This window comes from Clostridium sp., assembly GCF_016650035.1.
Lineage (GTDB): Bacteria > Bacillota > Clostridia > Clostridiales > Clostridiaceae > Clostridium_AD.
Window position 1 is genome coordinate 1 of sequence record NZ_JAENWM010000025.1, and the last position, 26826, is coordinate 26826.

Consider the following 26826-nt stretch of genomic DNA (forward strand, 5'->3'; position numbering starts at 1 on the left):
AAATAAGAAAGAAAAAATAATTGATGCGAGCTTAATATTAAATTATTTTAAATATAATAATAGAGTGAAGTTATATTTAAATTTCGTAGAAAGTGATTTAGAATTTGATCTAAGTCTAAGAAATCCTAGTTAGAAAAAAAATCCACCCAGGGTTTCTTGTGAGTGAGCCTATGGTGAAGCTCACTTGCTATTGACTAATATCAATATGTTTAATTTAGAAAGTATACCAGAAAGCTTAATGGTAATAGGGGGGGGTGCAATAGGTACAGAAATGGCCCAAGCATTTTCACGTTTAGGTTCTAAAGTGACACTTGCACAAATGGATAAATATCTAATGCCAAATGGCGATGAAGAGGCTGCAGGTGTTCTCGAATTAGCTTTTAAAAGAGAAAACATCTCAGTTTATAATTCCACAACAATTAAAAATGTGAAAAAAGAAAATGAAAAAATAGTGATTGAAACCGATAAAGGAAATTTTATAACAGATAAAATTCTTGTGGCCACAGGAAGACAACCAGTATTAGAATCATTGGCCTTAGATAAAGCAGGGATTGTTTACACAAAAAAAAGGAATTACGGAGCAGACTCAAAAATCTATGCTCGGAAAAAATTAATATGAAATAAAAATAAAGGTTACCTTAATAGGCAACCTTTATTTTTAACCGCAACAGCCAGAACTCTTTATAACAAACTTATCTCCATCTTTTATTATTTCAAGATTTTTGATCAAAGATGCAATTTCAGCTTCAGCAGCAAATTTTATTCCATCAATTTCTGTAATAGTATCATTTTCTTTTTGTTCATCCAGAACAATGTTGAAAATTGGACCACTTCAGCCAAAATCTACAACTTCAAATCTGACCACATCTTTATTTAGAGCAGTTAGCTGGTTTTTTACATCATTTAAGATGTCAGGTTTTATTATAACGTTCATCCCTTTACCTCCCGAAGATTTATATTTTATAGAAGAAAATAATCCCATAAGATTAAACTCCTTTATTAATTAATAGTTCATCAAAATGTTTACATATTTCTGCAGCAACTTTATCTACCATTTTATAGTGTTCCTCGGTTAAGTTTCTAGTAGAAACAGTTTTATCTAAAGCAACATCTTCTCCTAATATATCCGAAACAATTACAGTAGCACTTACAGGTCCGCTATATTTTTCTGTAGCTCTTTTAGCACAACATTTACTGCAGCCATCTACTGCAATAACCGGAAAAGCTTTTGCAAAAAATCTTTCTTGTTCTCCACCTGCAACGTATAATGGAAGGCAAAGAGTAACGGTTGTACCTACACGGAGTTCTTCAAGCATTTTTCTTGTGGCAAGCCTTGAAATAGTTCCGCCAAGACATTCTTCACCACTACAGGATAATACTCCAATTTTTGAATTAGCCATACTATTTCTCCTCCTTTAAAATTTCATCTACTTTTATACAAATTTCCGCAGATAGTTCATCTACTACTTTCCATCCATCTTCAGTAAGAACCGTAGCAGTACCTGCATTTACGCCTCTATGTTTTTTCATTTGATCTACAGTTTTATATTTTGCCTTTACTATGCCACCTGCAACCTCAACATTTTTAGCAGCACAAAGTGCAGGGCAACCATCAATTGTTATGCAAGAACAACCTTCAATCTTTTCTTTAGCATCTGCATCTCCAGTTACTATATGGGCAAGACAAACTGTATCAGTTTCACTCGGTTTTAAGTCAGTTGTAATATGCAAAGCTACTTCTCTTGACATAAGGCCAAATACCTTACCCATTCCGCTACAGGCTATAACTTTTACTTTAGACATGAAATTCATCCACCTTTCTTTTTAGTACGCTATAATAATTATCAAAGTCATGAAGTAGTTCTTTATCACTTTCAAAATCGGATAACTCTATTTCGGCTATCCATCCATTTTCATATGGGTTTTGATTAATAAGCTCAGGTTCTTCTAACAGCTTTTCATTTACAGCTGTTATTGTACCGCTTACAGGGGATATAACTTCAAATACAGCTTTTCCAGACTCTACGTTTCCTACTTCATCAAACTGTTCTACCTCGGTGCCAACAGTTGGTGGAGTAAAGAACATTATATCTGAAAGACTTTGCTGAACAAAATCGCCAACACCTATCCTTGCCTTATTTCCAACAACGTAAGCCCAACAGTCATTTTCATTAAAATAAAAACCTTCTTTTGGGGTTCTAAAGGTAAACTTATCTTTTCTATATTCATCATAGTCAATGTTTTCAGGAAAAGCAAATGAATTTTCACTTTCAACTTTTTTTTCTACTTTTGTTAGTTTTTCACTTATAATGCTAGCAAGTTTAAGCTCGTTTTCTCCAAGTCTTAGACCTTCGGTAATATTAATGTTATTTGATTTTGCTTCATCGCTTATATTAATTTTTTCGGAAATTTTTAAACCTTTTTCTATGGCAAGTTTACTGGCACATTTTGTAGCACAGCCATCAATTACTAAAAGAGACTTTTCTTGCGCAATTTTAGTATACCTTGCGTCAGCTATTCTGTATAATACAGGACATATAATTTCACTATCCGTAGACTCAGAAAGATTTACTGCAACTTCCTTTGAAATGCAACCAGCACATTTATCAAGGCCATTGCAGGGAAGTATAGCATAAGATTTACTCATTAGCTGCCAGCTCCTTTCTTGTTTTCTTAATTTTAGTTGTAGTTTCCTTTTTATCTGGGAAAGACAAGGCGTCTAGCCCACAAGTCTTTCCACAAGCTCTACAGAATACAACACAATTATCTGGGTTTTTTACTATGAGTTTTTTGTCTTCATTTTCTCTTATTTCAAATACTTGATGAGGACAAAAGTCGGAACAGTCATTGCAAAAATTACATTTATCATAATCTATTGTTGGGCTCCAATCTATTGTATCTCTTGGAACACCCATAAAAGTTGATTCACTCATTATTCTTCCTCCTCAAAACCTAAGTCTTTTAATGCGTTTCTAACTACGTCAAAAGCTTTTTCGTTTGTCATATCTCTAATGTCAAGCATTACAGCATCTTTTTCTACATCTAGTCCAGCATTTTTAAAGGATTGTTTAAACATTTTCTTTTGCATATTTGGAGCGCAGGCACCTATTATTACTTTTCTGCCAGCTTTTAGATAGTCATCAAGAAATCTGTCTCCATCCTCTTCGCAAAGTTGAGGGTGAATAAAACCATACTCAACAGGGAGTTCAACTCTAACTTGATTTATGAAGTCCCAGATATCCATTGCCTGAAATCCTGGGCACTTTCCTGTACATACACACATTATAAAACCGGGTAATTGTTTTTCTTCCATAATAAAATCCTCCTTGTTTTTATATATTAAAGGGTATTCCTATAACTTGTGTAGGGATCTCCCTAAAACATCAGCGCAGGCTTCCCATATTGCTTCACCTAAACTTGGATGTGGATGAATCATATCAGCTAATACATCAGCTTTAGCTTTTAAGGTAATAGCAAGAGTTATCTCTGAAATTATTTCAGAAGCATTAACGCCAAGTATTTGACAGCCTATAATAGTATTATCACTATCAGTTATAACTTTTACAAAGCCTTCTCGCTCACCGAGAGTTAAGGCACGCCCATTATTTCTAAAATCAAATCTCCCCACCTTTATTTCCATATGGAGACCTTCCGCTTGTTCTTCATTAATACCAACAGAAGCTACTTCAGGATGAGTATAAACACAGGCAGGAATAGCATTATAATTAACTCTGCTGTCTATTCCTAGTGCATTTTCAGCAGCCACTTTACCTTCAGTAAAGGCAAGATGAGCAAGAAGCCTTCCTCCAATAACATCGCCAGCAGCATAAATCCCACTGATATTTGTTTCCATGTTTTCATTAACTACAATAGCACCATTTTCCATGGTAAGGCCTAAGTTTTTAAACTCTTCGCAGGTGGAGTTAAGCTTTCTACCTATGGCAACTAAAACATTTTCACATAGCACAGAGGATTCACTATCTTTTTCAATGTATACTACTTCAAGTTCATTTTCAGATTGTTTTATTTCCTTTACTGATGATGATAACTTAAAGTTTATCCCTTGCCTTTTCATAATCTTAAGAAGTGCAGTGGATATTTCCATATTCTCATTTGGAAGTATTTTATCTTTCATTTCAATTATAGTAACTTTACTCCCAGCAGAACTAAACATGGTAGCAAATTCAAGACCAATAGCACCACCACCGATTATCACAATGCTTTTAGGTATCTCTGTAAGATTAAGAGCTTCATTACTGGTTATAACTCCGGTATGATCAATTCCATTTATTTTAGGAATTAAAGGCCTAGAGCCAGTAGTTATAATTATTTTTCGGGTTGAAACTTCTATTTCTCCATCAACTGTTGAAACTAAAATTCTCTTTGGATCTTTAATATAACCACTACCTTTTAAAACCATAATTCCTTTTGCAGGTAGCATATGTTCAAGACCCATATTTAAATTTTTTACAACTCTATTTTTTCTTTCGTTAGATGTGTTCCAGTTTATGCTTGATATATTACTATCAATTCCAAATTCCTTTGATTTTTTAAAATCACGAGAAACTTCAGAAGTTTTAAGAAGAGCTTTAGTTGGTATGCAACCACTATTCAAACAAACTCCGCCCAGGTTACTTTCTTCTATTAGTACAACTTTGGCACCAAGCTGTGCTGACCTAATTGCAGCTACATACCCTGCGGGACCACCACCTATTATAGTAATTTCAGTACTTATTTTACTTTCCATAATAAATCACCTCCTATATAATTAATTATTTAATTAAATAGTTATTTAACTATAACATTATTTTACTACTATAAATATCAATAGTCAATATTGAAATATTAATAAAAGTGTATTATACTATCATTAAGTATATAATTGTTTAATTAAAAGATATTATTTTTTCTGAATTGATAAAAAAAATAAGTAACTAGGAGGAAAAAAATGAACCGAGAAGATTTAACTATAAAAGTTTTTAAAGCACTTGGGAACCCAGTGAGATTTAAAATTATGAGATTTTTATGTGATAGCCCAAAATGTGTTTGCAAGTTAAATGAAGAATTCGAGTATAGTCAAGCTAATTTATCTCAGCATTTAAGAATACTTAAAGATGCAGGGCTAGTTAAAAGTGAGAGAGTAGGACTTGAAATGCACTATAGATTATATAATGAAAAAATTAAAGATGTTATTTATAAAGTTGAAGATTATGTTAAAGATTTTTTCACTGATATAAAATAATATTTGTTTTAAAAAATCGTTGGTAAAATACTGCGATTTTTTTTGTAAATTTTTTGGATCAAATACTCTAAAATAATTATTGACATTGTGATATTAGGGGTTTAACATGTGAGTATATAATTAAATGATTATACAAACATATAATAAAACTAAAAAAGGATGATGATTTAAATGATAGAACTTAAAAATATAAGTTATAAAGTTGAAGGTGTCAATACCGTAGAAATTATTAAAAATTTAAGTTTTGAATTTACGGAAAATAAAATTTATGTAATTACTGGACCAAATGGTGGAGGTAAATCCTCCCTAGCCAAGTTACTTATGGGTATATATAAGGTGTCATCAGGTGAGATTTTATATAATGGAGAAGATATAACAAACCTTGAAATAACAGAGAGAGCAAAACTTGGTATTGGATATGCATTTCAGCAACCTCCAAAATTCAAAGGTATGAAGGTAAGTGAATTGTTAAAACTTTCAGCTGCAAAGGGTAATTCAACTTTGAACCCACATAATATACTCCTAGATGTAGGCCTTTGTCCAAAAGATTATTTGAATAGAGAAATAGATGCAAGTCTTTCAGGGGGAGAGCTAAAACGGATAGAAATTGCTTCAATATTAGCTAGAAAGCCTAAATTTGCTATCTTTGATGAGCCAGAAGCCGGAATAGATTTATGGAGTTTCGAAAAACTATCAGAGACCTTTAAGAAACTACATGAAGAGACGAATGCAACCATAGTTATAATTTCACATCAGGAAAGAATACTAAAGTTAGCTGATGAAGTAATTCTCATAGCCAATGGTAAAATAAAGGAAGTTTCAAATACCGATAAGATACTTATGGAAATTAGAGGTAATGAAGAGTGCGATTGTAGAAAAGTATTTAAAATAGGGGAGGAGATAGTATGTTAAGTGAAGTTGAGAAACAAGTTTTAAAAGCAATCTCGAATGATCATAGCATACCACAAGTTGCTTATAATTTAAGGAAAAATGGAGAAGGTGCAGATAGATCAAGCGATGAAGAAATTACTATAAATACTAAGAAAGATAAACCTGGAATTGATGTTTTTGTTAAACCAGGTACAAAAAATAAAAGTGTCCATATACCAGTTATTATTTCAAAAACGGGTATAACAGATATGGTTTATAACAGTTTTGATATTGGAGAAGATAGTGATGTACTTATTGTTGCTGGCTGTGGTATTCATAATCCAGGCGATGACAAGTCTCAGCATGACGGAATTCATGAATTTTTGGTTCGTAAAAATGCTCACATGAAATACACTGAAAAACACTATGGACAAGGTGAGGGAATGGGTAAAAGGATACTTAATCCTAAAACAATTCTTGAAGTATTTGAAGGTGGGTCCGTAGAAATGGAGCTTATTCAGATTAAAGGGGTAGATAATACAATTCGTGAAACCGAAGTAACACTTCATGAAGGGGCAAGCTTAATAGTAACGGAAAGGTTATTTACTGACTACAATCAGAAGGCAGAATCTCACATAAATATTAGACTACTAGGAGAGAATTCTTCAGCACAGATTATTTCAAGATCCGTTGCTAGGGGGAAATCTGAGCAGACTTATTACTTTAATATGATAGGGGAAAATAAGTGTGCAGGCCATATACAATGTGATGCAATAATTATGGATGGTGCAAAGATAACATCGCTTCCTGCAATCTCAGCTTTTCACCAAGATGCGCAACTTATTCATGAGGCGGAAATAGGTAGAATTTCTTCAGAACAGTTAATAAAGCTCATGTCACTAGGTTTATCTGAAAAGGAAGCAGAAGATAAAATATTAGAAGGGTTCTTAAAATAAATTAATTTGATTACTAGAAATATTTCTATTGACAAATTAAATTAAAGGTGTAATATAAGGTTATAAGCAATTAATTAAATAGTTAATTAAATAAATAAACAAATGGAGGAATATATAATGAGTGAAATAAAAAAACCTACAGGAACTGTAGCAAAAAAACAAACTGAAAATTGGTATCTTCCTTATATGGATAAGAAAACAAAGGGTATGGAAGTTGAAGAACAAAAAAGCCCAGTTGCAGTATTTTACTGTGCAGGTGCATCAAATGTAGGACAGTCAACAATGCTTGGTAGCGTAAAGGCAGCAAATAATGTTGGTTATGATAAGGCATCATTATTATGTCTTGCAAGTATTTCAGCAAAACTTGCTAACATTACAAATGGAGCAAAAAATGCAAAAGGAATAGTAGCTATAGACGGATGTCCAATGAGTTGTGCTAAAAAAACTTTACAGGCCTTTGGATTTGAAGCAGATAAACATATTATTGTTTCCAAAGATTTAGGAGTTGCAAAGAATTTTGATTTAAACTCAGCTACAGATCTTGAAAAAATTTCTACCGCAGTGGAAAATGCAGTTTTAGAAGTTTACGAGAAATAAAATTAGTTGTAAAAAAAATAAAAATATGGAGGGAATTATTATGGATTACAAAGAAATTATAGAACATATTAAAAAAGAAAATGGTGAGGTACCAAAACCAATACAAGCTTTAGGAAACTTAGATGAAAGTCTTGTTATAAATCATATAATGGATAAAAAATTTGTAATGTCAAAACAGACAATACCAGGAAAGTATAAAGCTTTAATACTTTTATCCGCTGCAATTGCATTAGATGCTCAAACTTGTATTTTAAATAATACTAAGTTAGCAAAGAAAAATGGAGCAACTGTGGAAGAAATAATGGAAACATTTGCTTTAGCTAAATTTTCTAAAGCAGCTACTACGCTATCTAATTCTACGCCAGCATTTGAATGGCTTTTAGCAAATAAATAAAATAATTCGTACTAAAATATATATTAAGATTAGTTAAATATTATTAGAAAAGCAATGTAATATCGATAGTATTTAGTCAATATGTATAATACATATTGACTAAATTTATGAAATTAAATGAATTAATTATATTGTTATGTATATATAAAATAAGATTGGGAGGGACCACTGTGTCAGAGCATAACCATACAGATAAACACGACCATGGCCATAGCCATAATCACGATGTTAGTAACATTAAAGGAATAAATTTACTTATAACTATGATTTTGAATCTTGTTATAACGGTAGCTGAAATAATAGGCGGTTTATATTCAGGAAGTTTATCACTGATTTCTGACGCTGTTCATAATTTAAGTGATGCATTATCTATTGTTGTAAGCTATTTTGCTATTAAAATGTCACAAAGGAGTAATGATGAGAATAAGACTTTCGGATACAAGAGGGCTACTATACTTGCGGCGTTAATTAATTCAACAGCACTAATTGCTATATCTATTTTTCTTTTTAAAGAAGCATATTTTAAATTCTTAACGCCTAAGGAAATAAATGGAGCAATAGTTGTATGGGTTGCATTAATAGGACTACTTGCAAATACACTTGGTGCATACTTACTGTATAGTGGTTCAAAAGGCGATATGAATATGAAATCAGCATATTTACATCTACTAAGTGATGCATTGTCTTCAATAGGAGTGGTAATTGGAGGAATAGTAATTTATTACTTTGATATTTTCTGGATTGATCCACTATTAACTGTTCTGATAGGGTTATATGTATTAAAGGAAAGTATTGAAATATTAAAACAAGCTATAAACATTTTAATGCAGGGAACTCCTGAAAATATAGATATAAATGAAATTGTAGAAGAACTTAAGGAAATTGAAGCTATAGAGAATGTTCATCATATTCACGTATGGTCATTAAATGACAATACTATATTCTTTGAAGCTCATGTGAATTTAAAGAATGACATATTAATTAGTGAAACATCAGAAATTTATGAAAAAATAGATCATGAATTAAAAGAACATTTTGGTATAAGCCATATAACGGTACAATTAGAGTTCAATAGATGTGAAGGTTGTGGGATAATCAATAAAAATTAGGGAATTATTAGAAAACAGGGGGTTAAACTTGAATGAGTAATATTATTTTATATACGTTAACAATTTTGTTACTAGTTTTTTCTTATTATAAAAACAAGAAAAAAACTAAAATGGCACTTAAAAAAGCTTGGAAGGCATTTGAACACATTTTACCAGAGTTCTTAACAGTTATTATGTTTGTTGGGATTTTACTGGCAGTATTTAATGCAGAGTTAATATCAAAGGTTATCGGAGAAAATTCAGGATTCTTGGGTGTTGTAATATCAGCAGTAGTTGGAGCAATAACATTAATACCAGGATTCATTGCATTCCCAACGGCTGCAATGTTACTGCAAAGTGGAGCAGGTTATATGCAAATAGGTGCTTTTATTTCAACATTAATGATGGTTGGGGTTGTTACGGTACCAATAGAAATAAAGTATTTTGGCAAGAAATTAACATTATTTAGAAATGTATTTGCTTTCATATTTTCATTTTTAGTAGCATTTATCATTGGAAAGGTGGTTTAAGTAGTATGAAAAAATTATTAAAAAGATATAGATACTTTATTGGAACAGTAATAGCTGTGGGCATTCTAACAATAGTTAATTACGATTTAGGAATGAAATCTTTTAGTATTGCAGCATATAGTTTTAAAGAAATGGCACTAGTTATACCACCTGTTTTTATACTGCTTGGGTTACTTGATATATGGGTTCCAAGAGAAATGATGATGAAATACATGGGTGAAGGATCAGGTCTTAAAGGAATAGTACTTTCGATAATTATAGGCTCAGCGGCAGCAGGTCCCCTTTATGGTGCATTCCCTGTAGCAGCAGTTTTTATGAAAAAAGGAGTTAAATTTAGTAATGTCCTAATTTTCATAGGAGCTTGGTCTACTACTAAAATTCCAATGTTAATATTTGAAATATCAGCCCTTGGAAGTAAGTTTGCAATAACTAGACTGTTAATTGATATTCCAGGGATAATAATAATAGCGTTTTTATTATCAGCCTTTGTTTCGAAGGATGAAATTGCTAGTATCTATAAAAATGCAGAAAAATTATAAAATTTTATAAAAACTAATATATGTGTAAATATTTAAAAGTGACATCTGGCTTAATAGCTGGATGTCACTTTTGTATATATATAAGAATTACTAATTTGTTAGTTTAAAGAAAGCTTGAATAAATAGTAATAAAATTTTAAATAATTGATTACAATCAATTATTTATCATTTAAATTTGATTATTAGCAAGTGAGTCCAGCATGTCCTCACTAGGAACCCAGGGTAGAAAAAATTTACAAATGTAAGTGATAAGAGATTAAAAGTTCCACTTGTTGTTAATAATAATTAAATACCATATATTTGTGTATAATCATATTTTATTTTGAATCTTTTTTTGCCTCTCATAGTTTAGAATAAATAGGGATAGACAAGTATAGTTTAAAAAACAAAGTGAGTATTAAGCCACTTTGGCGGTAGAAGTAAATAAAGCATCTAAAAAAGAACTTCCACCATGAGATTATTTTAATCATTACCGGCTCTTTATTTTTTAAATACATTTAAATTTAATAACTTTTTTTACAATTTTCATGTTTGCAAATAACAAGAAAATGACCATAAACTAACAGTTTAGGACGAACTTGCGCCTTTTCATATGGTATCAGTTTGATTTTTATTGATAATAGAATATAATAAGATATCAAAATTTTTTTAATGAGGTGATACTGTGAGAGAAGTTGGAGGAATAATTGCTGCTGCCAACAGATGTGTAGCTTATCCAATGAAAAAGGTCGGTTCAATTTCTTTAATTCAAAGAATAGTACTTACATATAAAAAGGCTGGTATATGGCCTATTGTGGTAATTACGGGTTTTGAGGAACCAGAAATAAAGTCAGATCTTGCACGAGAAGATGCTATTTTTATTATAAACAAGGATTATGAAAATCCTCCACTTATCGATTCCTTCAAGATTGGACTTAAATATCTTCTAGGTAAATGTAACAGAGTTATATTAACACCTGTAAATGTGCCTATGGTTAATTATAAGACAGTGATGGAAATGATTGAAATAAAGGATGACATCGTTATTCCATCATATAATATGCATGGTGGACATCCTTTACTCATGGATAGTTTACATATTCCGAGTATTCTTTCCTATGATGGTGAGGATGGACTTAGGGGAGCTATTAATTCCTTGGGTGTTTCTATAACTTGGCTCAATGTGAATGATAGAGGAGTTACATGCTCAATTAATGATGATGACGAAATTAAAGAACTTCTACCTTTGCACAATGATAGTTTGTTTCAGCCTGCTTTAACTATAAATATAAGGAAAGAGAAGGTTTTTCTTGATTCTAGATTAAGACTTCTTCTTGAGCTTATAGACGACAATGAATCTGTTAATGGCGCTTGTAAAAGGATGTCTTTATCCTTAAGCAAAGCTTGGGATATGATTAATGAACTTGAAAAAAATCTTGGTTATGAAATAGTTTTAAGAAGACGAGGAGGTGCAAAAGAAGGGAGAACACAACTTAGTCCTGAGGGTAGAGATTTTATGGAGAATTATGATCAGTTCTATAGTGCGGTAACTAAGTATACTTGGGAGCAATTTAAAAAGTATTTTGAAGACAAAACATCGAAAGATATAGAATACGATGTATAATTGTAAATTATATGCATGATATTACAGAAGGAAATTCTCCTACTTACATGGGTAATCTTTCAAATACTTTTCAAGAAGTATTTGAAACTTATAAAATGGTATTATATACTTGAATCAAGTAATACATGTTAACGGTATCATATATCGAACTATGATACCGTTATTTTATGCTTTCATTATTCAGAAAATTAAGAAACATTTTTTATATTTATACACTTGAAAACTTAGCTAATACGAGGAGGATATTATGAATAATATAGGAAATTCAGTTCGTAAAAAAGATCATTTAAAAAAGATATTAGGTGTGGCTAAATATGTAGCAGATGTTCCTACAGATGGAATTCTTCATGGTAAGTTTTTGAGATCAACAGTAGCTCATGCTAAAATAAAAAGCATTAACGTGCCAGAATTACCGGATGGATACATGATAGTAGACAAGGATGATGTTCTTGGTGAAAATAAGGTTCATATAGTACTCGAGGACATGCCAGTATTTGCTATAGATACTGTGGAATACATTGGGGATCCAATTCTCATGGTGGTAGGGCCGGATGAAAAAATCACAGAGGGAATTGTTGCGAAGATAGTGGTCGATTACGAGGAACTTCCAGTTGTTATTGATATGATTAAATCAGAAGTTGCATTTTTTGACTACCATCATGAGAAAGGTGACGTGGATGGGTGCTTTAAAAATGCGGACAAAGTGTATGATGAAATTTTAAATACGGGTTATGGTGAACAATTGTATCTAGAAACTAATGGAATGATTGCAGACTATCATGACGGTAAAATTACCGTTAGAGGGTCCATGCAATGCCCATATTATGTTCTTACAGCTGTTAAACTTGCAACAGGACTTGAAAAGGATAAGGTTCAGGTTCAGACAGATATTACAGGTGGAGCTTTCGGTGGAAAGGAAGATTATCCATCAATACTTGCATGTCAGGTAGCGGTAGCAAGTATGAAAGCTAAAAAACCAATAAGAGTTATTTTTGATAGAAGAGAAGATATTACGTCAACTAGCAAGAGACATCCATCAACTGCAAGATATAGGGCTGCTGTTAAGGATGGAAAGATTACAGCAATGGATATCGATATAATATATGATGCAGGGGCATATTCAACACTCTCAGCAGTAGTACTTCAGCGTGGAACAATATGTGCCACTGGAGTTTACAAAATAGAAAATTTAAGGGTTCACGGTAAGGCTAATAAAACAAATACAGTTCCTAAGGGTGCTTTCAGAGGATTTGGAGCACCACAGGTATTCTTTGACATGGATCTTTTTATGAACCATGTAGCAAAAGGTGAAGGACGAAATAGCTTAGAGTTTAAACAAGAACATATTGTAATGCAGGGAGATGACACTTCAACTAATGGAAAATATCATTTCCATGTTCCGCTCAGACAGATGATCAAAGAAGTGGACGTCCTTTGTGATTACAAGAAGAAAAAAGAACTTTATGACAAGCCACAGACTGGAAGATTTAGACGTGGAATAGGAATGCAACTTGCATTTCATGGTGCAGGCTTCACAGGTTCAGGAGAAAGAGACTTAATAAAAGCAGTACTAAAAGTTAAAAAGCATAAAGATGGCACTGTGGAAATTCTTACTTCAAATACTGATATGGGGCAAGGGCTACAAACAACCTTCGCAAAAATAGCAGGTAAAGAGCTAGGAATTCCATTTGAGAAAATAATAGTACGTAACCCAGATACTGACAAAGTTCCAGACTCTGGCCCAACTGTTGCATCGAGATCACTTATGATAGTTGGAGAGCTTGTCCGCCTTGCCGTTGTTAGGCTTAGAGATGAATGGAAGGATGGAGAGGAGCAGATTATTGAGGAGCATTACAAACATCCAGAGTTTCTTATACCATTCTCACTTGCTGAATTCCGTGGAGATGCTTATCCAACCTATTCTTGGTCAGTTCAGTCAGTAGAGCTTGAAATTGATATGTTAACTGGTCAGCATAATGTAATAGGTGCATATGGGTCTTTTGATGTAGGAACTCCTATTGACATGAATATAGTAGTAGGGCAAATGGAGGGTGGAATGCTTCAGGGAATTGGTTATTCATCAATGGAATTTATGGATCATGATAGCACAGGACGCATTAGAAATAACAGCTTGAGCGATTATATCATACCAACTGCTATGGATGTGCCAGTCATTAAGGCTTCGATGCATGTTAATGAATATCCTTATGGGCCTTATGGAGCTAAATGTGCAGGAGAACTTCCAAATGTAGGAACTGCTGCAGCATATATAGAGGCTGTAGAACAGATTTTAGGTAAGAAAGTTCAGCACATTCCATTTACAGTAGAAGATACACTAAAAGCAATATCCTCAAAAGAGGACTAGATATAAGTAATTACATGTGGACACCCATATTAAAATAGAGAGGAAGGTATACTCATGAAATATATTGAGTTCAAACTTAATGGAGAAAACATTCAATATGAGGGTAGTGCGAAAGACAGGCTCTTGGATGTATTGAGAGACACGTACAGGCTTACTGGAGTAAAGTGTGGTTGTAAAGAAGGTGAATGTGGAGCTTGCTCTGTTATTATCGATGGAAGACTTGCTAATTCATGTATGATAGCAATGGGAAGTATTCATGGAAGTAATGTTATGACCATAGAGGGATTTAGCAAAACTGAAAGGTTTAAGGTTATTGATAAAGCATATGGAGATGTTTCAGCAGTGCAATGTGGATTTTGTATACCAGGGATGGTGCTTGCAACAGAGTGTATACTTGCAAAAATTCCACATCCAACAGAGGAAGATATAAGACGTGGAATATCCGGAAATTTATGCCGTTGTACAGGATACAATTCAATAGTTAAAGCTATAGGAATCGCAGCAAAAGAAGGTGAAGGATTATGGTAACATTAAATAATGGATACATGCCAGAAACATTAGACGAGGCACTTTCAGTAATGAGGGATGAAAAGGTTAAGCCTTACAGTGGAGGAACTGACCTTATGCTTGAAGTAGGGGAAGGTGCAAGCTATCTATTTTTGAATAAGATACCAGAGCTTAAGATAATAAGGGAAGATTCTGATTATATAAGAATGGGGGCACAGTGTACTTTCACTGAAATAGAGGAATCAGATCTTGCACCTCGAATTTTAAAGGATGCAATGTCACAGCTTGCAGGCCCAGCTGTAAGAAATTTCGGAACTATTGGTGGGAATATAGGAAATGGATCTGCAAAGGCTGATTCAGCTTTGGTATTATTCGTTACGGACTCATTAATTAGACTAAAAAGTGCTAGTTCTGAGAGAATAATATGTATTAAAGATTTTTATAAGCAAAGAAAACAACTTGACCTGAGAGAAGGGGAACTAATAGTTGAAGTTTTAATACCTAAAAAATATCTTGGAAATTATTATTATAAGAAGATAGGAGCTAGAAAGGCATTAGCAATTACGAGAGTGGGATTTGCAGCGCTTCTCCACGCGGAGAATGGAGTGATTACTCATGTAGCAACTGCATTTGGAGCAATCGAACCTACCATAGTTAGACATCCGGAAATTGATGAGATGTTTATAGGAAAGACTATTAGTGAAGCTAAAGGGTTAAAGGATAATTATCTAAATGTATACAATAATGCGATAAATCCAAGTAACGGGAGAGTTTCAAAAGAATATAGGAAAACTGTATGTATTAATCTATTAAAAGATTTTTTAAATGAAAATGGTATCTAATTAATGTGTAAAGTTGTAAAATAAAGAGAACAATTAAATATTATCTTGTATATATTAGAAATATGCTCTAATAGTATCTACCAGGTTGCTGTAAATTACCTGACTACAAGAATAAATTGAAGCTATGCTGAATTAAGCTTCAATTATTCTATAGTCATTTAACTTAGTAACCTGGTTTTTTATACTTTATTAAAAATTAGGTTAATTAATACGTTATATAATCATCCATAAAAAAGGGAGGATATTAATGAAAGCACTTAAAGGTAATATAATTTTTACTGCTTCTAGTGAAAAGTTCGAAGTCTATGAAAATAGCTATCTTGTAGAGTCTGATGGAACAGTTATAGGAATATTCAAAGAACTCCCAAGCCACTTAAAGGGGACTCACGTTGATGATTTTGGCAATTCACTAATAATCCCTGGATTCGTAGATATGCACACGCATGCTCCACAGTTTCAGAATATGGGTATGGGCCTAGATGAGGAACTGTTGCAATGGCTTAATAAGTATACATTTCCAGAAGAAGCGAAATATAGCAATGAAGAATACGCCAAGAGGCTTTACACAAAGCTTGCAAAGGAGTTGTGGAGAAATGGAACCACTCGCGTTGTACTTTTCTCTACTATTCACAGAAATGGAACTGAAGTTCTAATGGATGTCATGAACAGAGCGGGAATTGGGGCTTACGTTGGAAAGGTTAATATGGATAGACATTCACCGGATTTTTATGTAGAGTCAACTGAGGAATCATTATCATCCACTGAAGAATGGATATTAGCTACGAAGGATAAGTACAATCTTGTAAAGCCTATAATAACACCAAGGTTTGTTCCAACCTGTTCAGTAAAGCTCATGAAGGGTCTTGCTAAGCTTTCTGAAAAGTACAATCTTAAAGTGCAAAGTCATCTTTCTGAGAATGAGGATGAGATTCAATGGGTGAAAACGCTCCATCCAGAATTTGACTCATACGCAGATGTATATAACGGAATGAACCTTCTGACTGAAAATACGATTATGGCTCATACGGTATATAGTACCCCGGAAGAAATAGAGCTACTAGCTAAAAGGAACAGCTTCATTGCACACTGCCCAAATGCTAATTACAACTTGTCATCAGGCATAATGCCAGCAAGGAGATTCATTGATGCTGGCATTAGGGTTGGACTTGGAACAGACATAGGTGCAGGTCATCAGATAGGTATATATAAGGTAATGAACAGTGCCGTTCAAGCTTCGAAGATAAATTGGATTAATAGTGGCAAGGTTGAAAGGTGCCTTACAATGTCAGAAGCTTTCTATATGGGAACAAAAGGTGGTGGAGAATTCTTTGGGAAGGTGGGGTCTTTCGAGGAGGGATACTCACTAGATGCTCTCGTAATAGATGATGAGAACCTTGGTGACAGGGATTTTAGAAGTATTGAGGAGCGCCTACAAAGGTTCATATACTGCGGAGATGACAGAAATATAACAAAACGTTATGTTGCTGGAGAACTACTTTGTGAGCCAATGTGATATTATATATAAATATACATGAAAAGCACTATTTAAATTTCATCTTAAAGGGGATGTGAAAATGGATATAAAGAAAGTGACAGTAATTTATTTTTCACCTAATGGTAGTACTAAAAAAATAGTAAATAAGGTAGCAGAAGATATTGGAGGCTATACTGTGGAGGAAATTGATTTAACTTCAGTAGAATCAAGAAATAAAAAAAGGAAATTTAGCACGGATGAATTAGTTGTAATAGGGTTTCCAGTATACGCTGATAGATTACCAGTGGTTTGTAATGAAATATTTAAAAATATTGAAGGAAATAATACCCCCACTATTGCGATAGTAAGCTATGGGAATAGGGATTATGGGGATGCATTATTAGAGTTAACAGAAGGTTTAAAGAAATCAAATATGAAGGTTATTTCTGGAGCTGCAATCATTGGTAAGCATTGTCTTAATAATAATGTTGCCACTAATAGGCCTGATAAAGAAGATAATATAAAGATATCAGAATATGCAAATAAAATAAGAGACAAAATAAACAATATTGTACAAATAGAAGAAACAGAAGATATTTATGTAAAAGGTAGCTATCCTTATAAACCTTTAAAATCTCATATGGTACCCATAGGGGACTTAAAATGTATACAATGTGGTTTATGTGAGGAAAAATGTCCTGCTAATGCAATAGATAAAAAAGATTTTAGACAAACTAATGATAGCGAATGTATTTTCTGCGGAGCTTGTATAAATATATGCCCTACAAATGCAAGAGACATAAAAGAAGAATCTTTTAAGAGCTTTATGAAAAAGTTAGAAACAATAGCTAAAGAAAGAAAAGAAATAGAGACTTTCATTAGGTGAAAGTATTAATACTGGTGTTATATAATATCCAATATCATTTTAGATAAGGGGGTGTAAATCTCACTGCTAAAAAGAATGAGTGTTCCTTCATGATTCTTGCGAAAAAAAGATTTTTTGTTATGCAATAGGATTATTTATATTTAAATAATTATAGTTATTTACATTAAATTCATATTATATTACAAAATGTATGTTAATGAATTCTATGCTATAATAGGTTACAGACAGTAACAAATATAGAATATGAAACCAATTATACATATTCCTAATTTCAATAATTCAAGAACATAATAAAAAAGAAAGAAGGTATATAAAAATGGCAGTTAATTTAAAAAAAGGTCAAAAAGTAGATTTAACAAAGACAAATCCAGGATTAAAAAAAGTGCTAGTAGGACTAGGCTGGAGTACAAACAAGTATGACGGCGGAGCAGACTTCGATTTAGATGCAGCAGCATTTTTAACAGGAGAAGATAAAAAAGTAACCTCCGATGCGGATTTTATATTCTACAACAATGCAGAGCATGCATCCAAATCGGTTAAACATATGGGAGACAATAAGACTGGCGCTGGAGACGGGGATGATGAACAAATACTCATTGACCTATCTTTAGTACCAGAAGCTATTAAGAAAATTTCATTTACTGTAACAATTAATGAAGCAGAAGAAAGAAGACAAAACTTTGGACAAGTTTCAGATGCTTATATTAGAGTAATGAGTGGAGACGGAACTACCGAGTTAATTAAATTTGACCTTGGAGAAGACTTTAGTATTGAAACAGCACTAGTAGTTGGAGAACTATACAGAAACGGAGCTGAATGGAAATTCACTGCATTAGGTAGCGGATTCGAAGGTGGGCTAGGCGCTTTATGTACTAACTTTGGAGTTAGTATCTAGTGTTTAATGTTATTAAGTTAAAGCAATAAACTTTAATGCATTTTATAGGGAGGCATACTAATATGGGAGTTAATTTGATAAAAGGTCAAAAAGTAGATTTAACAAAAGGTAATGCATCATTAAAGGAATTAATAGTAGGATTAGGTTGGGATAGTAGCAATGGTGGCGACACTATTGATTGTGATGCATCAGCTTTAATGTTAGGGGAAAATGGAAAGTTATCAAATGCCAAGAGTATAATATACTTTGGTAACAAGAAAAGCAAGTGTAAGAGTGTAGTTCACCAAGGTGACAATCTTACTGGTGCAGGGGACGGCGATGACGAACAAATAGTTATAGATTTAATAAAAGTACCAGATGATATATCTAAGATAGTTTTCGTTGTTAATATTTATAATTGTGCGTCTAAAAGACAGCATTTTGGAATGATTAAGAATGCTTACATCAGAATTATGGATAAATCGGTTAATGGTGAGTTGGTTAAATTTAATCTTTCTAATGATTACAACAACATGACATCTTTAATAATGGGCGAAGTTTACAGAAATAAGGGAGAATGGAAGTTTACAGCAATAGGAGAAGGTTCTACTGCCGTTAGCATAACAGAATTATCAGCAAAATATAAATAACAATGAAAATGGAACTATTTATTGGACGGAGCAGTTTATAGGAAGATAAATAATTAAATATGAATCTATGTTTCTAAATATTTGAATTTTAGAATATTTAGAAACATAGTTTTTTTTGTGTAAACGACTTTTAACTAGATTATAATATATAATTAAAGTTGCCATTAAGTTCATAACTAGTACAAGTATTTCATGTTACACTTAAAATATGATATAAGAAAGGATAATAGTCTTAATTAAAAATTCGTTGAAGTAATTATTAAGTGAGGTGAATGCAGCATTTGACAGAGTGTAATAAAATAGAGAGAGTGATTGAATGGGATTTTTAGAGAACATCGATGATGGAACTATAAACATTAAAAAAATGGGAATAATGAAAGCTATTTTTGTAATGATTATTGCGATTTTGTTGGAGTGGTTAGGACAAGTACCTGGAGAGTTCTTAAACTTATTTTCTGGTAAATTTGAAAGTGCATTGCCTTATGTTGTTTTTACTTTTGGGGTAATGGTTAAATATTATGTTATTATTGTTTTACTGAAGCTTTTTAGTAATAAAGTAAATTATCAAAAACCTAAACAAAAGTTGAATATAATGGGTTTTGTTTATGTAACACTCTTGATTATAGGATTTCGTGTGATATTTGATAACAGTTTAATCTTTTGGGTTAGTAAGATACCCATGCCAAATCTTATAAATAAGCCATTTGAAGAACAAGCTATTTCGCCAATTTTATTAATACTTAGTCTTGTGGTTATAGCACCTATATATGAAGAGGTTATTTTCAGAGGGATATTATTAAAAGGGATGGCTAACAAAATAAATCCGAATATAGCACTTGTGGTATCTGCATTACTTTTTGCTGTAGTACATTTGAATATTCCCCAAGGCATAAATGCATTCTTACTTGGACTAATTACTGGCTTTATATATTTAAAAACGGAGTCAATTTATTTGAGTATATTTGCACATTTCGTAAATAACTTTCTTGCGATTACAGTATCTTCAATGTTTACATCAATTGAAGGAAAGTATGTAATGACAATTCATAGAATATTTTTTATTCTTGGAGTTATACTTTTAGTTATAGTGTATAATGCGTATAAGCAAAATAAAGTTACAGATATACCAGAGATATATAAGGAATTTATAGAAATATAGGTTGAGAAGTAAACCCCACCCTATGACAATTAATATTGTTATAGGGTGGGGTTATTTATTTTAATAAAATATTAGTGGTAATTTAATGAAAAAATATTTTAAAAAAACTAAATACATTTTTATATTAAATTGTTAAAATTTAAGATAAATTTAAGGTTGCATTAATCTATTCTTAATAATGTTAGTGTACAATAAATGTATAAATAAGGTTAAATTAGATGGGAGTGACTAGAATGCCTACGATAAATATGCTTTCTTCAGCGGACAAAGTCAAAGGTCAAGGGGTAGGATCTGCTTATCTCGAGCAAGTAAATTTAGTTCAAAATGGGTTAGATAAAGAATATAAAGTTATAATAAATAAGAGAGTACGAGCCGATATAATGCATTATCATACTATTGATTTAAAACATTACTTAAGTATACCTTTTGCCAAAAAAAAAGGCGTAGCAGTGGGTTATGTGCATTTTTTACCGGAAACAATTGAAGGAAGTATCAAATTACCTAAGCTTATTGAAAAACTTTTTTATAAGTATATTATTAGTTTTTATAACAGTATGGATTATCTAGTTACGGTAAATCCAAATTTTATAACTAAACTTGAAGCTTATAATATTAATAGAAAGAAAATAACGTACATTCCAAATTTCGTCTCAGAAGAAAAATTTTATAATCTTTCAATTGAGGATAAATATATAGCTAAGGAAAAATTGAAAATTGCAAAGGACGCTTTTGTTGTTCTTGGGGTAGGTCAAATACAAACTCGAAAAGGTGTAATGGATTTTATTGATATTGCAAAAAAAATGCCTGAAGTTCAATTTGTTTGGGCAGGTGGATTTTCTTTTGGGAATATAACAGACGGATATAAGGAATTAAAGTATGAAATAGAAAATGCACCAAAAAATATTTTATTTACAGGAATAGTTGAAAGAGATTTGATGAATGCTATATATAATGTATCAAATGTTCTTTTTATGCCATCTTATAACGAGCTTTTCCCTATGTCGATTCTTGAGGCGATGAATACTTACACACCAATATTACTAAGAGATTTAGAGCTATATGAGGATATATTATTTGATTATTACTTGAAAGAACATGATAATGAAGGGTTTATTCGGGCTATAGAAAAGTTGAAAAATGATTCTGTTTATTATAAACAGGCTGAAGAAAAGGCTACAAGAGGACACAATTTTTATTCTAGAGAAAATGTACTTGCTATGTGGAAAAAATTTTATAATAAGGTGTATGCCATAAAAGGCAGGTAATAGCTAATGAAAAATTATAAATTTAATTTAATATTGGGGATATCTTCTGGAGTTATATTTATTTTACTGATTATTTTTACAAATGGGTGGATGGATTTAATTCACCAAATGAAGAATTTACAAATCTCCTGGCTAATTATAGCAGCACTTTCCATGCTTTTGTATTGGAGTTTTGAGGCTAAAACCTTGCAAAGTGTTATATTTTTAATAAAAAAAGATTATAAATTTAAAGAGGCATTTAAAGTAACTATGACAGGACAATATTTCAATTCAATAACTCCATTTGCATCTGGGGGCCAGCCAATGCAATTATATACACTAACAAAGCAAGAATTAGGATTTGGTAGCGCTGGGTCAGCGCTTATGATTAAGTTTATCATATACCAAACAATTTTAACTATATATTCTTTAATTCTTATACTATGGAAAGCTGCATTTTTTAAAAGTAAAATGAGTAACTTATTTTATTTAATAGCAATAGGATTTACAGTTAATGCTAGCGTAATTGTGTGTTTAATTATATTTTCAAAACATCGTAAATTAACTCATAAAATAATAATGACACTATCTAAAATATTAACTAAACTTAAATTCGTAAAGGATATAGCAAAGATGGAAACACGTATCAATGGCAATTTAGAAAAGTTTCATGATAATATGGAGATAGTTAAACATAGCAAAGTATTGATGTTAAAAGCTGTTATTTATACAATATGCCAACTAACAATATATTTTACTATACCTTATTTTATTTATCGTAGTTTTGGAATGAGCGGTGCTAGCGTAGGTAGCATGATAGCAGGAACAGCGTTTGTAATCATGCTAACAGCATTTATACCATTGCCTGGAGCTATTGGTGGGGCAGAGGGCGCTTTCTTCATGTTTTTCGCTTTGTTTTTTTTACGTACTAATATAATGGCAGCTATAATATTATGGAGAATAATTACATTTTATTCCTGTATAATATTTGGGTTTTATGCTGTTGTGAAGGATTAAATAAAAAAGTTATAAGGAAATTATAGTATTTAAAGGGGAATGATTATGAATATTGGAATTTTTACTGATGCTTATTATCCACAAGTAAGTGGAGTAGTTACTTCTACTATGATATTAAAAAATGAGTTAAGTAAACTTGGACATAGTGTAACCATTATCACAGTTACACATCCAGACGGAGAGGAACAGGAAGGTATTATTAGATTACCCAGTATACCATTTTTTCTTTTGCCTTCTCAAAGGGTTGGGATGATATATTCACATAAAATTATGAGTAAGATAAAAAAATTAGACTTAGACATAATACACACACAAACGGAATTTAGTATAGGTCTATTTGGAAGAATAGTTGCTAAAAAATTGGATATCCCTGTAGTTCACACTTATCATACTATGTATGAGGATTATATTCATTACGTATCGCGTGGTATAATGCTTAAGCCAGCTTCTGAATTTGCTAAAAAAGTAAGTAAATTATATTGTAGAGATTGTAGTGCTATAATAGTACCCACGTTAAAGGTTAAAGATGCGCTTAAGAATTATGGTTTAACAAGACATATAGATGTAATACCTACTGGGATTAATATTGAACCTTTCCAGAAAAGTAATTATGATGTAGAGCTTATCAAAGAGGAAAAGAAATCTTTTGGAATAAATGAAGATCAGCCAGTTGTATTATTTATTGGGCGCATAGCAAAAGAAAAAAGCGTAGATATAATTATAAAGAGTATGAAAGAGCTAATTTATAAAATGCCGAACTGTAAACTTCTAATTGTAGGTGATGGACCAGAACGTGAGAACTTAGAAATTTTAACTAAAGAGCTTGGTATTGAAAAATCTGTAATATTTACTGGTGAAAGGCCTTATGCGGAAATTGGAAAGTATTATCAGATGGGAGACGTATTTGTAGGCGCATCTCTGACTGAAACACAAGGATTAACCTTTGCAGAGGCTATGGCTGCACAAATACCTGTGGTGGCAAAGTACGATAAAAATTTAGATGGGGCAATTAGGGATAAATATAACGGAAGATTTTTTTATAAAGATGAAAATTTAGCAGAAATATTATTTCAAACTTTAATGGATAAAGAGGGATCAGGCATAATGGTTAAAAATGCTTATAGTGGAATAGGACACTTATCCTCTGCCTGCTTTGGCGAAAGCGTTGAGAAAGTTTATATGGAAGTTGAGAAACAAACTTATATGTTACAAAATCAAAAGGTAACATAAACTTTTGAATAAAAAATAAAGGTTGGTAATTTACACTTTTTATAATATAATAGACTAAATAGATGAAACAAAAGAGGTTTTTTGAGTTATTCAAGAGACTAATTTAACACATGGGGATGTAGCTCAGCTGGGAGAGTACTTGGATGGCATTTCAGCGTTCAATTTGAAGAAATAGCATGTAAAAATGGGCTTAGAGCCTTGAATTATAAGGGTTTGGAGTAGATTTAGATATAATAATAAAGTAGCCAAAACTTGGTGTCTAGCCTTGTATTTTGGTGCCTTTTATTGCCTGTTTTGCTATATTGGCTACGGTTTGGCTACATAGATTTTATGTAAATATGAGACTTTGATTAATTAATATATTGTTAAATCTGAAGCTGTAAAAATTAAGATGAAAAGTGGAATAGTCTACATGTTATGTGTTAAAACACTTAAAAAACTTGGAAACTATATTAAAATAAATTACCTAATGATGATAATACCTAAAATATATAAGAAAATTAAAAACCGTTAATACTCTAAAAATGAGTGTAACGGTTTTTATTTTTACCCTCAAGATGATACAAGAGGAAGCATATAATAAATCTGGAGCTGTATCATAAGTAGTATTTAATTAAGTGAAAGACTTGGGAATTATAATTAAATGAGAAATAGAGTGAATATTTTAAAATATGTAGGATCTTCTTTTATTTAACAAGTAATTGTTGCGGACATAGAATAGAATTTTCGTGTAGTTCTAAAAACAATATACTTGTGAAGCAAATTAATATACTTAATGCTAAATAAGTTAATATACTCATCTCTTAAAATTTATTACAGTGGGCATTTTTACTTATATTGTTGTATAAAATTGTTAACAAGAGGTATATAATGTAATTAAAATATAAAGTATGGGGATTGATGATATGAGTAATGGGGAAGGTGTAGAGCAGAATTATAATAAAGCTATAGAGTTGTATACAAGAGCCGCTGAACAAGGGTATGAGACAGCTCAAAATGATTTAGGGAATTGCTATCATAATGGAGAAGGTGTAGAACAGAATTATAACAAATCTGTGGAGTGGTATAGAAAAGCAGCTGAACAAGGATATGCTATCGCTCAATGTAATTTAGGAATATGTTATAAAAATGGAGAAGGCGTAGAACGGAATTATGAAAAGGGTGTGGAGTGGTATAGAAGAGCAGCTGAACAAGGATGTACTATTGCTCAATATAACTTAGCAGTTTCTTATGCGAATGGAGAAGGCGTAGAACAGAATTACGAAAAGGGAGTAGAGTGGTATATAAAAGCAGCTGAACAAGGGTATGAGAAAGCTCAATTTAATTTAGGAATATGTTATCATAATGGAGAAGGCGTAGAACAGAATTACGAAAAGGGTGTAGAATGGTTTAGAAAAGCAGCTGAACAAGGATATGCTATTGCTCAAAATAGCTTAGCAGTTTCTTATGCGAATGGAGAAGGCGTAGAACAAAATTATGAAAAGGGAGTAGAGTGGTATATAAAAGCAGCTGAACAAGGATATGCTAAAGCTCAAATTAATTTAGGAATATGCTATCATAATGGAGAAGGCGTAGAACAGAATTACGAAAAGGGAGTAGAATGGTATATAAAAGCAGCTGAACAAGGATATGCGACTGCTCAAAATAGCTTAGCAGTTTCTTATGCGAATGGAAAAGGCGTAGAGCAGAATTATAACAAAGCTGTGGAATGGTTTAGAAAAGCAGCTGAACAAGGACATGCTAGTGCTCAATATAGCTTAGCAATTTGCTATGATAATGGAGAGGGCATAGAGCAGAATTATGAAAAGGGTGTAGAGTGGTATATAAAAGGAGCTGAACAAGGGGATGCTAGTGCTCAGTGTAATTTAGGATTTTGTTATGAAAAAGGAAAAGGCATACAAATAAATTATGTTAAAGCTATTGAATTATATAGGAAAGCAGCTGATCAAGGATATTATATGGCACAGTTTAATCTAGGTGTTTGTTATGAGAATGGAGAAATCGTAGAAGAAAACTTTAAAAAAGCTGTAGAATGGTTTAAAAAAGCAGCTGATCAAGGGTTTACTCGTGCTCAATATAGCTTAGCAGTTTGTTATGATGAAGAAAAAGGTGTAAAACAAAATTTTAGCAAAGCTGTGGAGTGGTACAGAAAAGCAGCTCAAACGGGGGATAAGTATGCACAATGTAATTTGGGGTATATGTATTTAGAAGGAAGAGGTGTGGCAAAAGATAGAGAAGAAGCGAAAAGGTGGTTCCAAAAATCAGCGAAGCGTGGTTATAAAAGAGCTAAAGATGCGTTGGTAAATATTACATTATTAAAGGAGTTTAATGAACAAGCAGAAAGATTTGCATTAAATAAAGAATGGGGAATAGATGCTATTGAAATTAACAAGAAAATTATTAAAATTGATAGAAAAAATTTATTAGCATATACAAGGCTTGCTAAGTGTTATATTGAAATTGGTAAAATTGATGATGCAAAAAAAACATATAAACTTGTATTGATATATGATAAAGAGAATACAATAGCAAAAAATGCTCTTTCGAAATTAGAAGATTACCAACCTAATAGACATATTCCATTAAACAATTTAACAAATGTTATACGTGGAAATTATATTAATCATTGTCATAACTGTAGAAATACAATTACGGATCAAATGGTTAGATGTGATAAGTGTGGTTGGCATATTTGTGACGAATGCGGTGCGTGCGGATGTGGCTACAGAAGATAGTTGTTTAAAGTTAAGGCTAATATA

Annotated in this window: 29 protein-coding genes and 1 riboswitch; of the genes, 22 read left to right on the forward strand and 7 right to left on the reverse strand. The window is 32.1% G+C overall.

Going from position 1 to position 26826, the window contains the following annotated elements:
* Positions 1 to 190 precede the first annotated feature (190 nt).
* Positions 191 to 619, forward strand: a complete 429-nt coding sequence (locus tag JJD95_RS07790) for an FAD-dependent oxidoreductase (RefSeq protein ID WP_291642030.1) — start codon at positions 191 to 193, stop codon at positions 617 to 619.
* Between the two features lie 213 nt (positions 620 to 832).
* Here JJD95_RS07790 and JJD95_RS07795 read toward each other — a convergent pair whose 3' ends face one another.
* Genes JJD95_RS07795 through lpdA form a run of 7 tightly spaced genes read right to left on the reverse strand, consistent with a single transcriptional unit; the run spans position 833 to position 4747 of the window.
* Positions 833 to 982: a hypothetical protein gene (locus JJD95_RS07795; protein ID WP_291642032.1), complete on the reverse strand. Its 150-nt coding sequence runs from the start codon at positions 980 to 982 to the stop codon at positions 833 to 835.
* 4 nt (positions 983 to 986) lie between these two features.
* Positions 987 to 1400, reverse strand: a complete 414-nt coding sequence (locus JJD95_RS07800) for a putative zinc-binding protein (protein ID WP_291642034.1) — start codon at positions 1398 to 1400, stop codon at positions 987 to 989.
* A 1-nt stretch (position 1401) separates the two neighbouring features.
* A complete protein-coding gene (locus JJD95_RS07805) occupies positions 1402 to 1803 on the reverse strand; it encodes a putative zinc-binding protein (RefSeq protein ID WP_291642035.1) in 402 nt (133 codons plus the stop codon).
* A complete protein-coding gene (locus JJD95_RS07810) occupies positions 1796 to 2647 on the reverse strand; it encodes a putative zinc-binding protein (RefSeq protein WP_291642037.1) in 852 nt (283 codons plus the stop codon). Before JJD95_RS07810 ends, JJD95_RS07805 begins: the two co-directional genes overlap by 8 nt.
* On the reverse strand, positions 2640 to 2933 hold the full coding sequence (locus JJD95_RS07815) for a ferredoxin family protein (protein ID WP_291642039.1): 294 nt from the start codon (positions 2931 to 2933) through the stop codon (positions 2640 to 2642). Before JJD95_RS07815 ends, JJD95_RS07810 begins: the two co-directional genes overlap by 8 nt.
* Positions 2933 to 3313, reverse strand: a complete 381-nt coding sequence (locus tag JJD95_RS07820; RefSeq protein ID WP_291642042.1) for a hypothetical protein — start codon at positions 3311 to 3313, stop codon at positions 2933 to 2935. The genes JJD95_RS07815 and JJD95_RS07820 overlap by 1 nt, the downstream gene beginning before the upstream one ends.
* Before the next feature lie 39 nt (positions 3314 to 3352).
* Positions 3353 to 4747, reverse strand: a complete 1395-nt coding sequence (gene lpdA / locus JJD95_RS07825; protein WP_291642044.1) for a dihydrolipoyl dehydrogenase — start codon at positions 4745 to 4747, stop codon at positions 3353 to 3355.
* Between the two features lie 201 nt (positions 4748 to 4948).
* Between lpdA and JJD95_RS07830 the strand changes: the two genes are divergently transcribed.
* From JJD95_RS07830 to JJD95_RS07930, 21 genes are all read left to right on the forward strand, one after another.
* Complete coding sequence (locus JJD95_RS07830) at positions 4949 to 5242, forward strand: metalloregulator ArsR/SmtB family transcription factor (protein WP_291642046.1); 294 nt, start codon at positions 4949 to 4951, stop codon at positions 5240 to 5242.
* A 171-nt stretch (positions 5243 to 5413) separates the two neighbouring features.
* Complete coding sequence (locus JJD95_RS07835) at positions 5414 to 6154, forward strand: ABC transporter ATP-binding protein (RefSeq protein ID WP_291642048.1); 741 nt, start codon at positions 5414 to 5416, stop codon at positions 6152 to 6154.
* Positions 6148 to 7068, forward strand: coding sequence for a SufD family Fe-S cluster assembly protein (locus JJD95_RS07840; protein ID WP_291642050.1), 921 nt, complete (start codon positions 6148 to 6150; stop codon positions 7066 to 7068). The genes JJD95_RS07835 and JJD95_RS07840 overlap by 7 nt, the downstream gene beginning before the upstream one ends.
* A gap of 117 nt (positions 7069 to 7185) precedes the next feature.
* Positions 7186 to 7665, forward strand: coding sequence for a putative zinc-binding protein (locus JJD95_RS07845; protein WP_291642052.1), 480 nt, complete (start codon positions 7186 to 7188; stop codon positions 7663 to 7665).
* Positions 7666 to 7705: 40 nt separating this feature from the next.
* Complete coding sequence (locus tag JJD95_RS07850; protein ID WP_291642054.1) at positions 7706 to 8059, forward strand: carboxymuconolactone decarboxylase family protein; 354 nt, start codon at positions 7706 to 7708, stop codon at positions 8057 to 8059.
* 170 nt (positions 8060 to 8229) lie between these two features.
* Positions 8230 to 9168, forward strand: coding sequence for a cation diffusion facilitator family transporter (locus JJD95_RS07855; protein ID WP_291642056.1), 939 nt, complete (start codon positions 8230 to 8232; stop codon positions 9166 to 9168).
* A gap of 32 nt (positions 9169 to 9200) precedes the next feature.
* Complete coding sequence (locus JJD95_RS07860; protein WP_291642058.1) at positions 9201 to 9677, forward strand: permease; 477 nt, start codon at positions 9201 to 9203, stop codon at positions 9675 to 9677.
* Between the two features lie 5 nt (positions 9678 to 9682).
* Positions 9683 to 10216 (forward strand): permease, encoded by a 534-nt coding sequence (locus JJD95_RS07865; RefSeq protein WP_291642060.1) that lies wholly within the window; start codon positions 9683 to 9685, stop codon positions 10214 to 10216.
* A gap of 664 nt (positions 10217 to 10880) precedes the next feature.
* On the forward strand, positions 10881 to 11819 hold the full coding sequence (locus tag JJD95_RS07870; protein ID WP_291642071.1) for an NTP transferase domain-containing protein: 939 nt from the start codon (positions 10881 to 10883) through the stop codon (positions 11817 to 11819).
* A gap of 247 nt (positions 11820 to 12066) precedes the next feature.
* Positions 12067 to 14184, forward strand: coding sequence for a xanthine dehydrogenase family protein molybdopterin-binding subunit (locus tag JJD95_RS07875; protein WP_291642073.1), 2118 nt, complete (start codon positions 12067 to 12069; stop codon positions 14182 to 14184).
* Positions 14185 to 14238: 54 nt separating this feature from the next.
* Entirely contained in the window at positions 14239 to 14712 is a 474-nt protein-coding gene (locus tag JJD95_RS07880) for a (2Fe-2S)-binding protein (RefSeq protein ID WP_291642075.1), read from the forward strand.
* Positions 14706 to 15533 carry an FAD binding domain-containing protein gene (locus JJD95_RS07885; RefSeq protein WP_291642077.1) on the forward strand — a complete coding sequence of 276 codons (828 nt, stop codon included), beginning with the start codon at positions 14706 to 14708 and terminating at the stop codon, positions 15531 to 15533. Before JJD95_RS07880 ends, JJD95_RS07885 begins: the two co-directional genes overlap by 7 nt.
* 25 nt (positions 15534 to 15558) lie before the next feature.
* A riboswitch (purine riboswitch) is annotated at positions 15559 to 15659 on the forward strand.
* Positions 15660 to 15780: 121 nt separating this feature from the next.
* Positions 15781 to 17046 (forward strand): guanine deaminase, encoded by a 1266-nt coding sequence (guaD, locus tag JJD95_RS07890; RefSeq protein WP_291642080.1) that lies wholly within the window; start codon positions 15781 to 15783, stop codon positions 17044 to 17046.
* Between the two features lie 61 nt (positions 17047 to 17107).
* Positions 17108 to 17893 carry an EFR1 family ferrodoxin gene (locus JJD95_RS07895; protein ID WP_291642082.1) on the forward strand — a complete coding sequence of 262 codons (786 nt, stop codon included), beginning with the start codon at positions 17108 to 17110 and terminating at the stop codon, positions 17891 to 17893.
* 316 nt (positions 17894 to 18209) lie between these two features.
* A complete protein-coding gene (locus JJD95_RS07900; protein ID WP_291642084.1) occupies positions 18210 to 18788 on the forward strand; it encodes a TerD family protein in 579 nt (192 codons plus the stop codon).
* Positions 18789 to 18850: 62 nt separating this feature from the next.
* Positions 18851 to 19417: a TerD family protein gene (locus JJD95_RS07905; RefSeq protein WP_291642086.1), complete on the forward strand. Its 567-nt coding sequence runs from the start codon at positions 18851 to 18853 to the stop codon at positions 19415 to 19417.
* A gap of 316 nt (positions 19418 to 19733) precedes the next feature.
* Positions 19734 to 20576, forward strand: coding sequence for a type II CAAX endopeptidase family protein (locus tag JJD95_RS07910; RefSeq protein WP_291642088.1), 843 nt, complete (start codon positions 19734 to 19736; stop codon positions 20574 to 20576).
* Between the two features lie 233 nt (positions 20577 to 20809).
* Positions 20810 to 21841, forward strand: a complete 1032-nt coding sequence (locus JJD95_RS07915) for a glycosyltransferase family 4 protein (protein ID WP_291642091.1) — start codon at positions 20810 to 20812, stop codon at positions 21839 to 21841.
* Between the two features lie 6 nt (positions 21842 to 21847).
* Positions 21848 to 22837 carry a lysylphosphatidylglycerol synthase transmembrane domain-containing protein gene (locus JJD95_RS07920; protein WP_291642092.1) on the forward strand — a complete coding sequence of 330 codons (990 nt, stop codon included), beginning with the start codon at positions 21848 to 21850 and terminating at the stop codon, positions 22835 to 22837.
* A 45-nt stretch (positions 22838 to 22882) separates the two neighbouring features.
* Positions 22883 to 24067: a glycosyltransferase family 4 protein gene (locus JJD95_RS07925; RefSeq protein ID WP_291642094.1), complete on the forward strand. Its 1185-nt coding sequence runs from the start codon at positions 22883 to 22885 to the stop codon at positions 24065 to 24067.
* A 905-nt stretch (positions 24068 to 24972) separates the two neighbouring features.
* A complete protein-coding gene (locus JJD95_RS07930; RefSeq protein WP_291642096.1) occupies positions 24973 to 26802 on the forward strand; it encodes an SEL1-like repeat protein in 1830 nt (609 codons plus the stop codon).
* The last annotated feature ends 24 nt before the right edge of the window (positions 26803 to 26826 follow it).

Excerpts from the sequence above, each read along its gene's own strand:
- JJD95_RS07875 (WP_291642073.1), top strand. The coding sequence starts at position 12,067 with ATGAATAATATAGGAAATTCAGTTCGTAAAAAAGATCATTTAAAAAAG.
- JJD95_RS07910 (WP_291642088.1), top strand. The coding sequence starts at position 19,734 with ATGGGATTTTTAGAGAACATCGATGATGGAACTATAAACATTAAAAAA.
- JJD95_RS07930 (WP_291642096.1), top strand. The coding sequence starts at position 24,973 with ATGAGTAATGGGGAAGGTGTAGAGCAGAATTATAATAAAGCTATAGAG.
- JJD95_RS07845 (WP_291642052.1), top strand. The coding sequence starts at position 7,186 with ATGAGTGAAATAAAAAAACCTACAGGAACTGTAGCAAAAAAACAAACT.
- JJD95_RS07860 (WP_291642058.1), top strand. The coding sequence starts at position 9,201 with ATGAGTAATATTATTTTATATACGTTAACAATTTTGTTACTAGTTTTT.
- JJD95_RS07915 (WP_291642091.1), top strand. The coding sequence starts at position 20,810 with ATGCCTACGATAAATATGCTTTCTTCAGCGGACAAAGTCAAAGGTCAA.
- JJD95_RS07805 (WP_291642035.1), bottom strand. The coding sequence starts at position 1,803 with ATGTCTAAAGTAAAAGTTATAGCCTGTAGCGGAATGGGTAAGGTATTT.
- JJD95_RS07880 (WP_291642075.1), top strand. The coding sequence starts at position 14,239 with ATGAAATATATTGAGTTCAAACTTAATGGAGAAAACATTCAATATGAG.
- JJD95_RS07840 (WP_291642050.1), top strand. The coding sequence starts at position 6,148 with ATGTTAAGTGAAGTTGAGAAACAAGTTTTAAAAGCAATCTCGAATGAT.
- lpdA (WP_291642044.1), bottom strand. The coding sequence starts at position 4,747 with ATGGAAAGTAAAATAAGTACTGAAATTACTATAATAGGTGGTGGTCCC.
- JJD95_RS07920 (WP_291642092.1), top strand. The coding sequence starts at position 21,848 with ATGAAAAATTATAAATTTAATTTAATATTGGGGATATCTTCTGGAGTT.
- JJD95_RS07865 (WP_291642060.1), top strand. The coding sequence starts at position 9,683 with ATGAAAAAATTATTAAAAAGATATAGATACTTTATTGGAACAGTAATA.
- JJD95_RS07810 (WP_291642037.1), bottom strand. The coding sequence starts at position 2,647 with ATGAGTAAATCTTATGCTATACTTCCCTGCAATGGCCTTGATAAATGT.
- JJD95_RS07800 (WP_291642034.1), bottom strand. The coding sequence starts at position 1,400 with ATGGCTAATTCAAAAATTGGAGTATTATCCTGTAGTGGTGAAGAATGT.
- JJD95_RS07830 (WP_291642046.1), top strand. The coding sequence starts at position 4,949 with ATGAACCGAGAAGATTTAACTATAAAAGTTTTTAAAGCACTTGGGAAC.
- JJD95_RS07835 (WP_291642048.1), top strand. The coding sequence starts at position 5,414 with ATGATAGAACTTAAAAATATAAGTTATAAAGTTGAAGGTGTCAATACC.
- JJD95_RS07795 (WP_291642032.1), bottom strand. The coding sequence starts at position 982 with ATGGGATTATTTTCTTCTATAAAATATAAATCTTCGGGAGGTAAAGGG.
- JJD95_RS07895 (WP_291642082.1), top strand. The coding sequence starts at position 17,108 with ATGGATATAAAGAAAGTGACAGTAATTTATTTTTCACCTAATGGTAGT.
- JJD95_RS07900 (WP_291642084.1), top strand. The coding sequence starts at position 18,210 with ATGGCAGTTAATTTAAAAAAAGGTCAAAAAGTAGATTTAACAAAGACA.
- JJD95_RS07820 (WP_291642042.1), bottom strand. The coding sequence starts at position 3,313 with ATGGAAGAAAAACAATTACCCGGTTTTATAATGTGTGTATGTACAGGA.
- JJD95_RS07925 (WP_291642094.1), top strand. The coding sequence starts at position 22,883 with ATGAATATTGGAATTTTTACTGATGCTTATTATCCACAAGTAAGTGGA.
- JJD95_RS07905 (WP_291642086.1), top strand. The coding sequence starts at position 18,851 with ATGGGAGTTAATTTGATAAAAGGTCAAAAAGTAGATTTAACAAAAGGT.
- JJD95_RS07815 (WP_291642039.1), bottom strand. The coding sequence starts at position 2,933 with ATGAGTGAATCAACTTTTATGGGTGTTCCAAGAGATACAATAGATTGG.
- JJD95_RS07850 (WP_291642054.1), top strand. The coding sequence starts at position 7,706 with ATGGATTACAAAGAAATTATAGAACATATTAAAAAAGAAAATGGTGAG.
- JJD95_RS07885 (WP_291642077.1), top strand. The coding sequence starts at position 14,706 with ATGGTAACATTAAATAATGGATACATGCCAGAAACATTAGACGAGGCA.
- guaD (WP_291642080.1), top strand. The coding sequence starts at position 15,781 with ATGAAAGCACTTAAAGGTAATATAATTTTTACTGCTTCTAGTGAAAAG.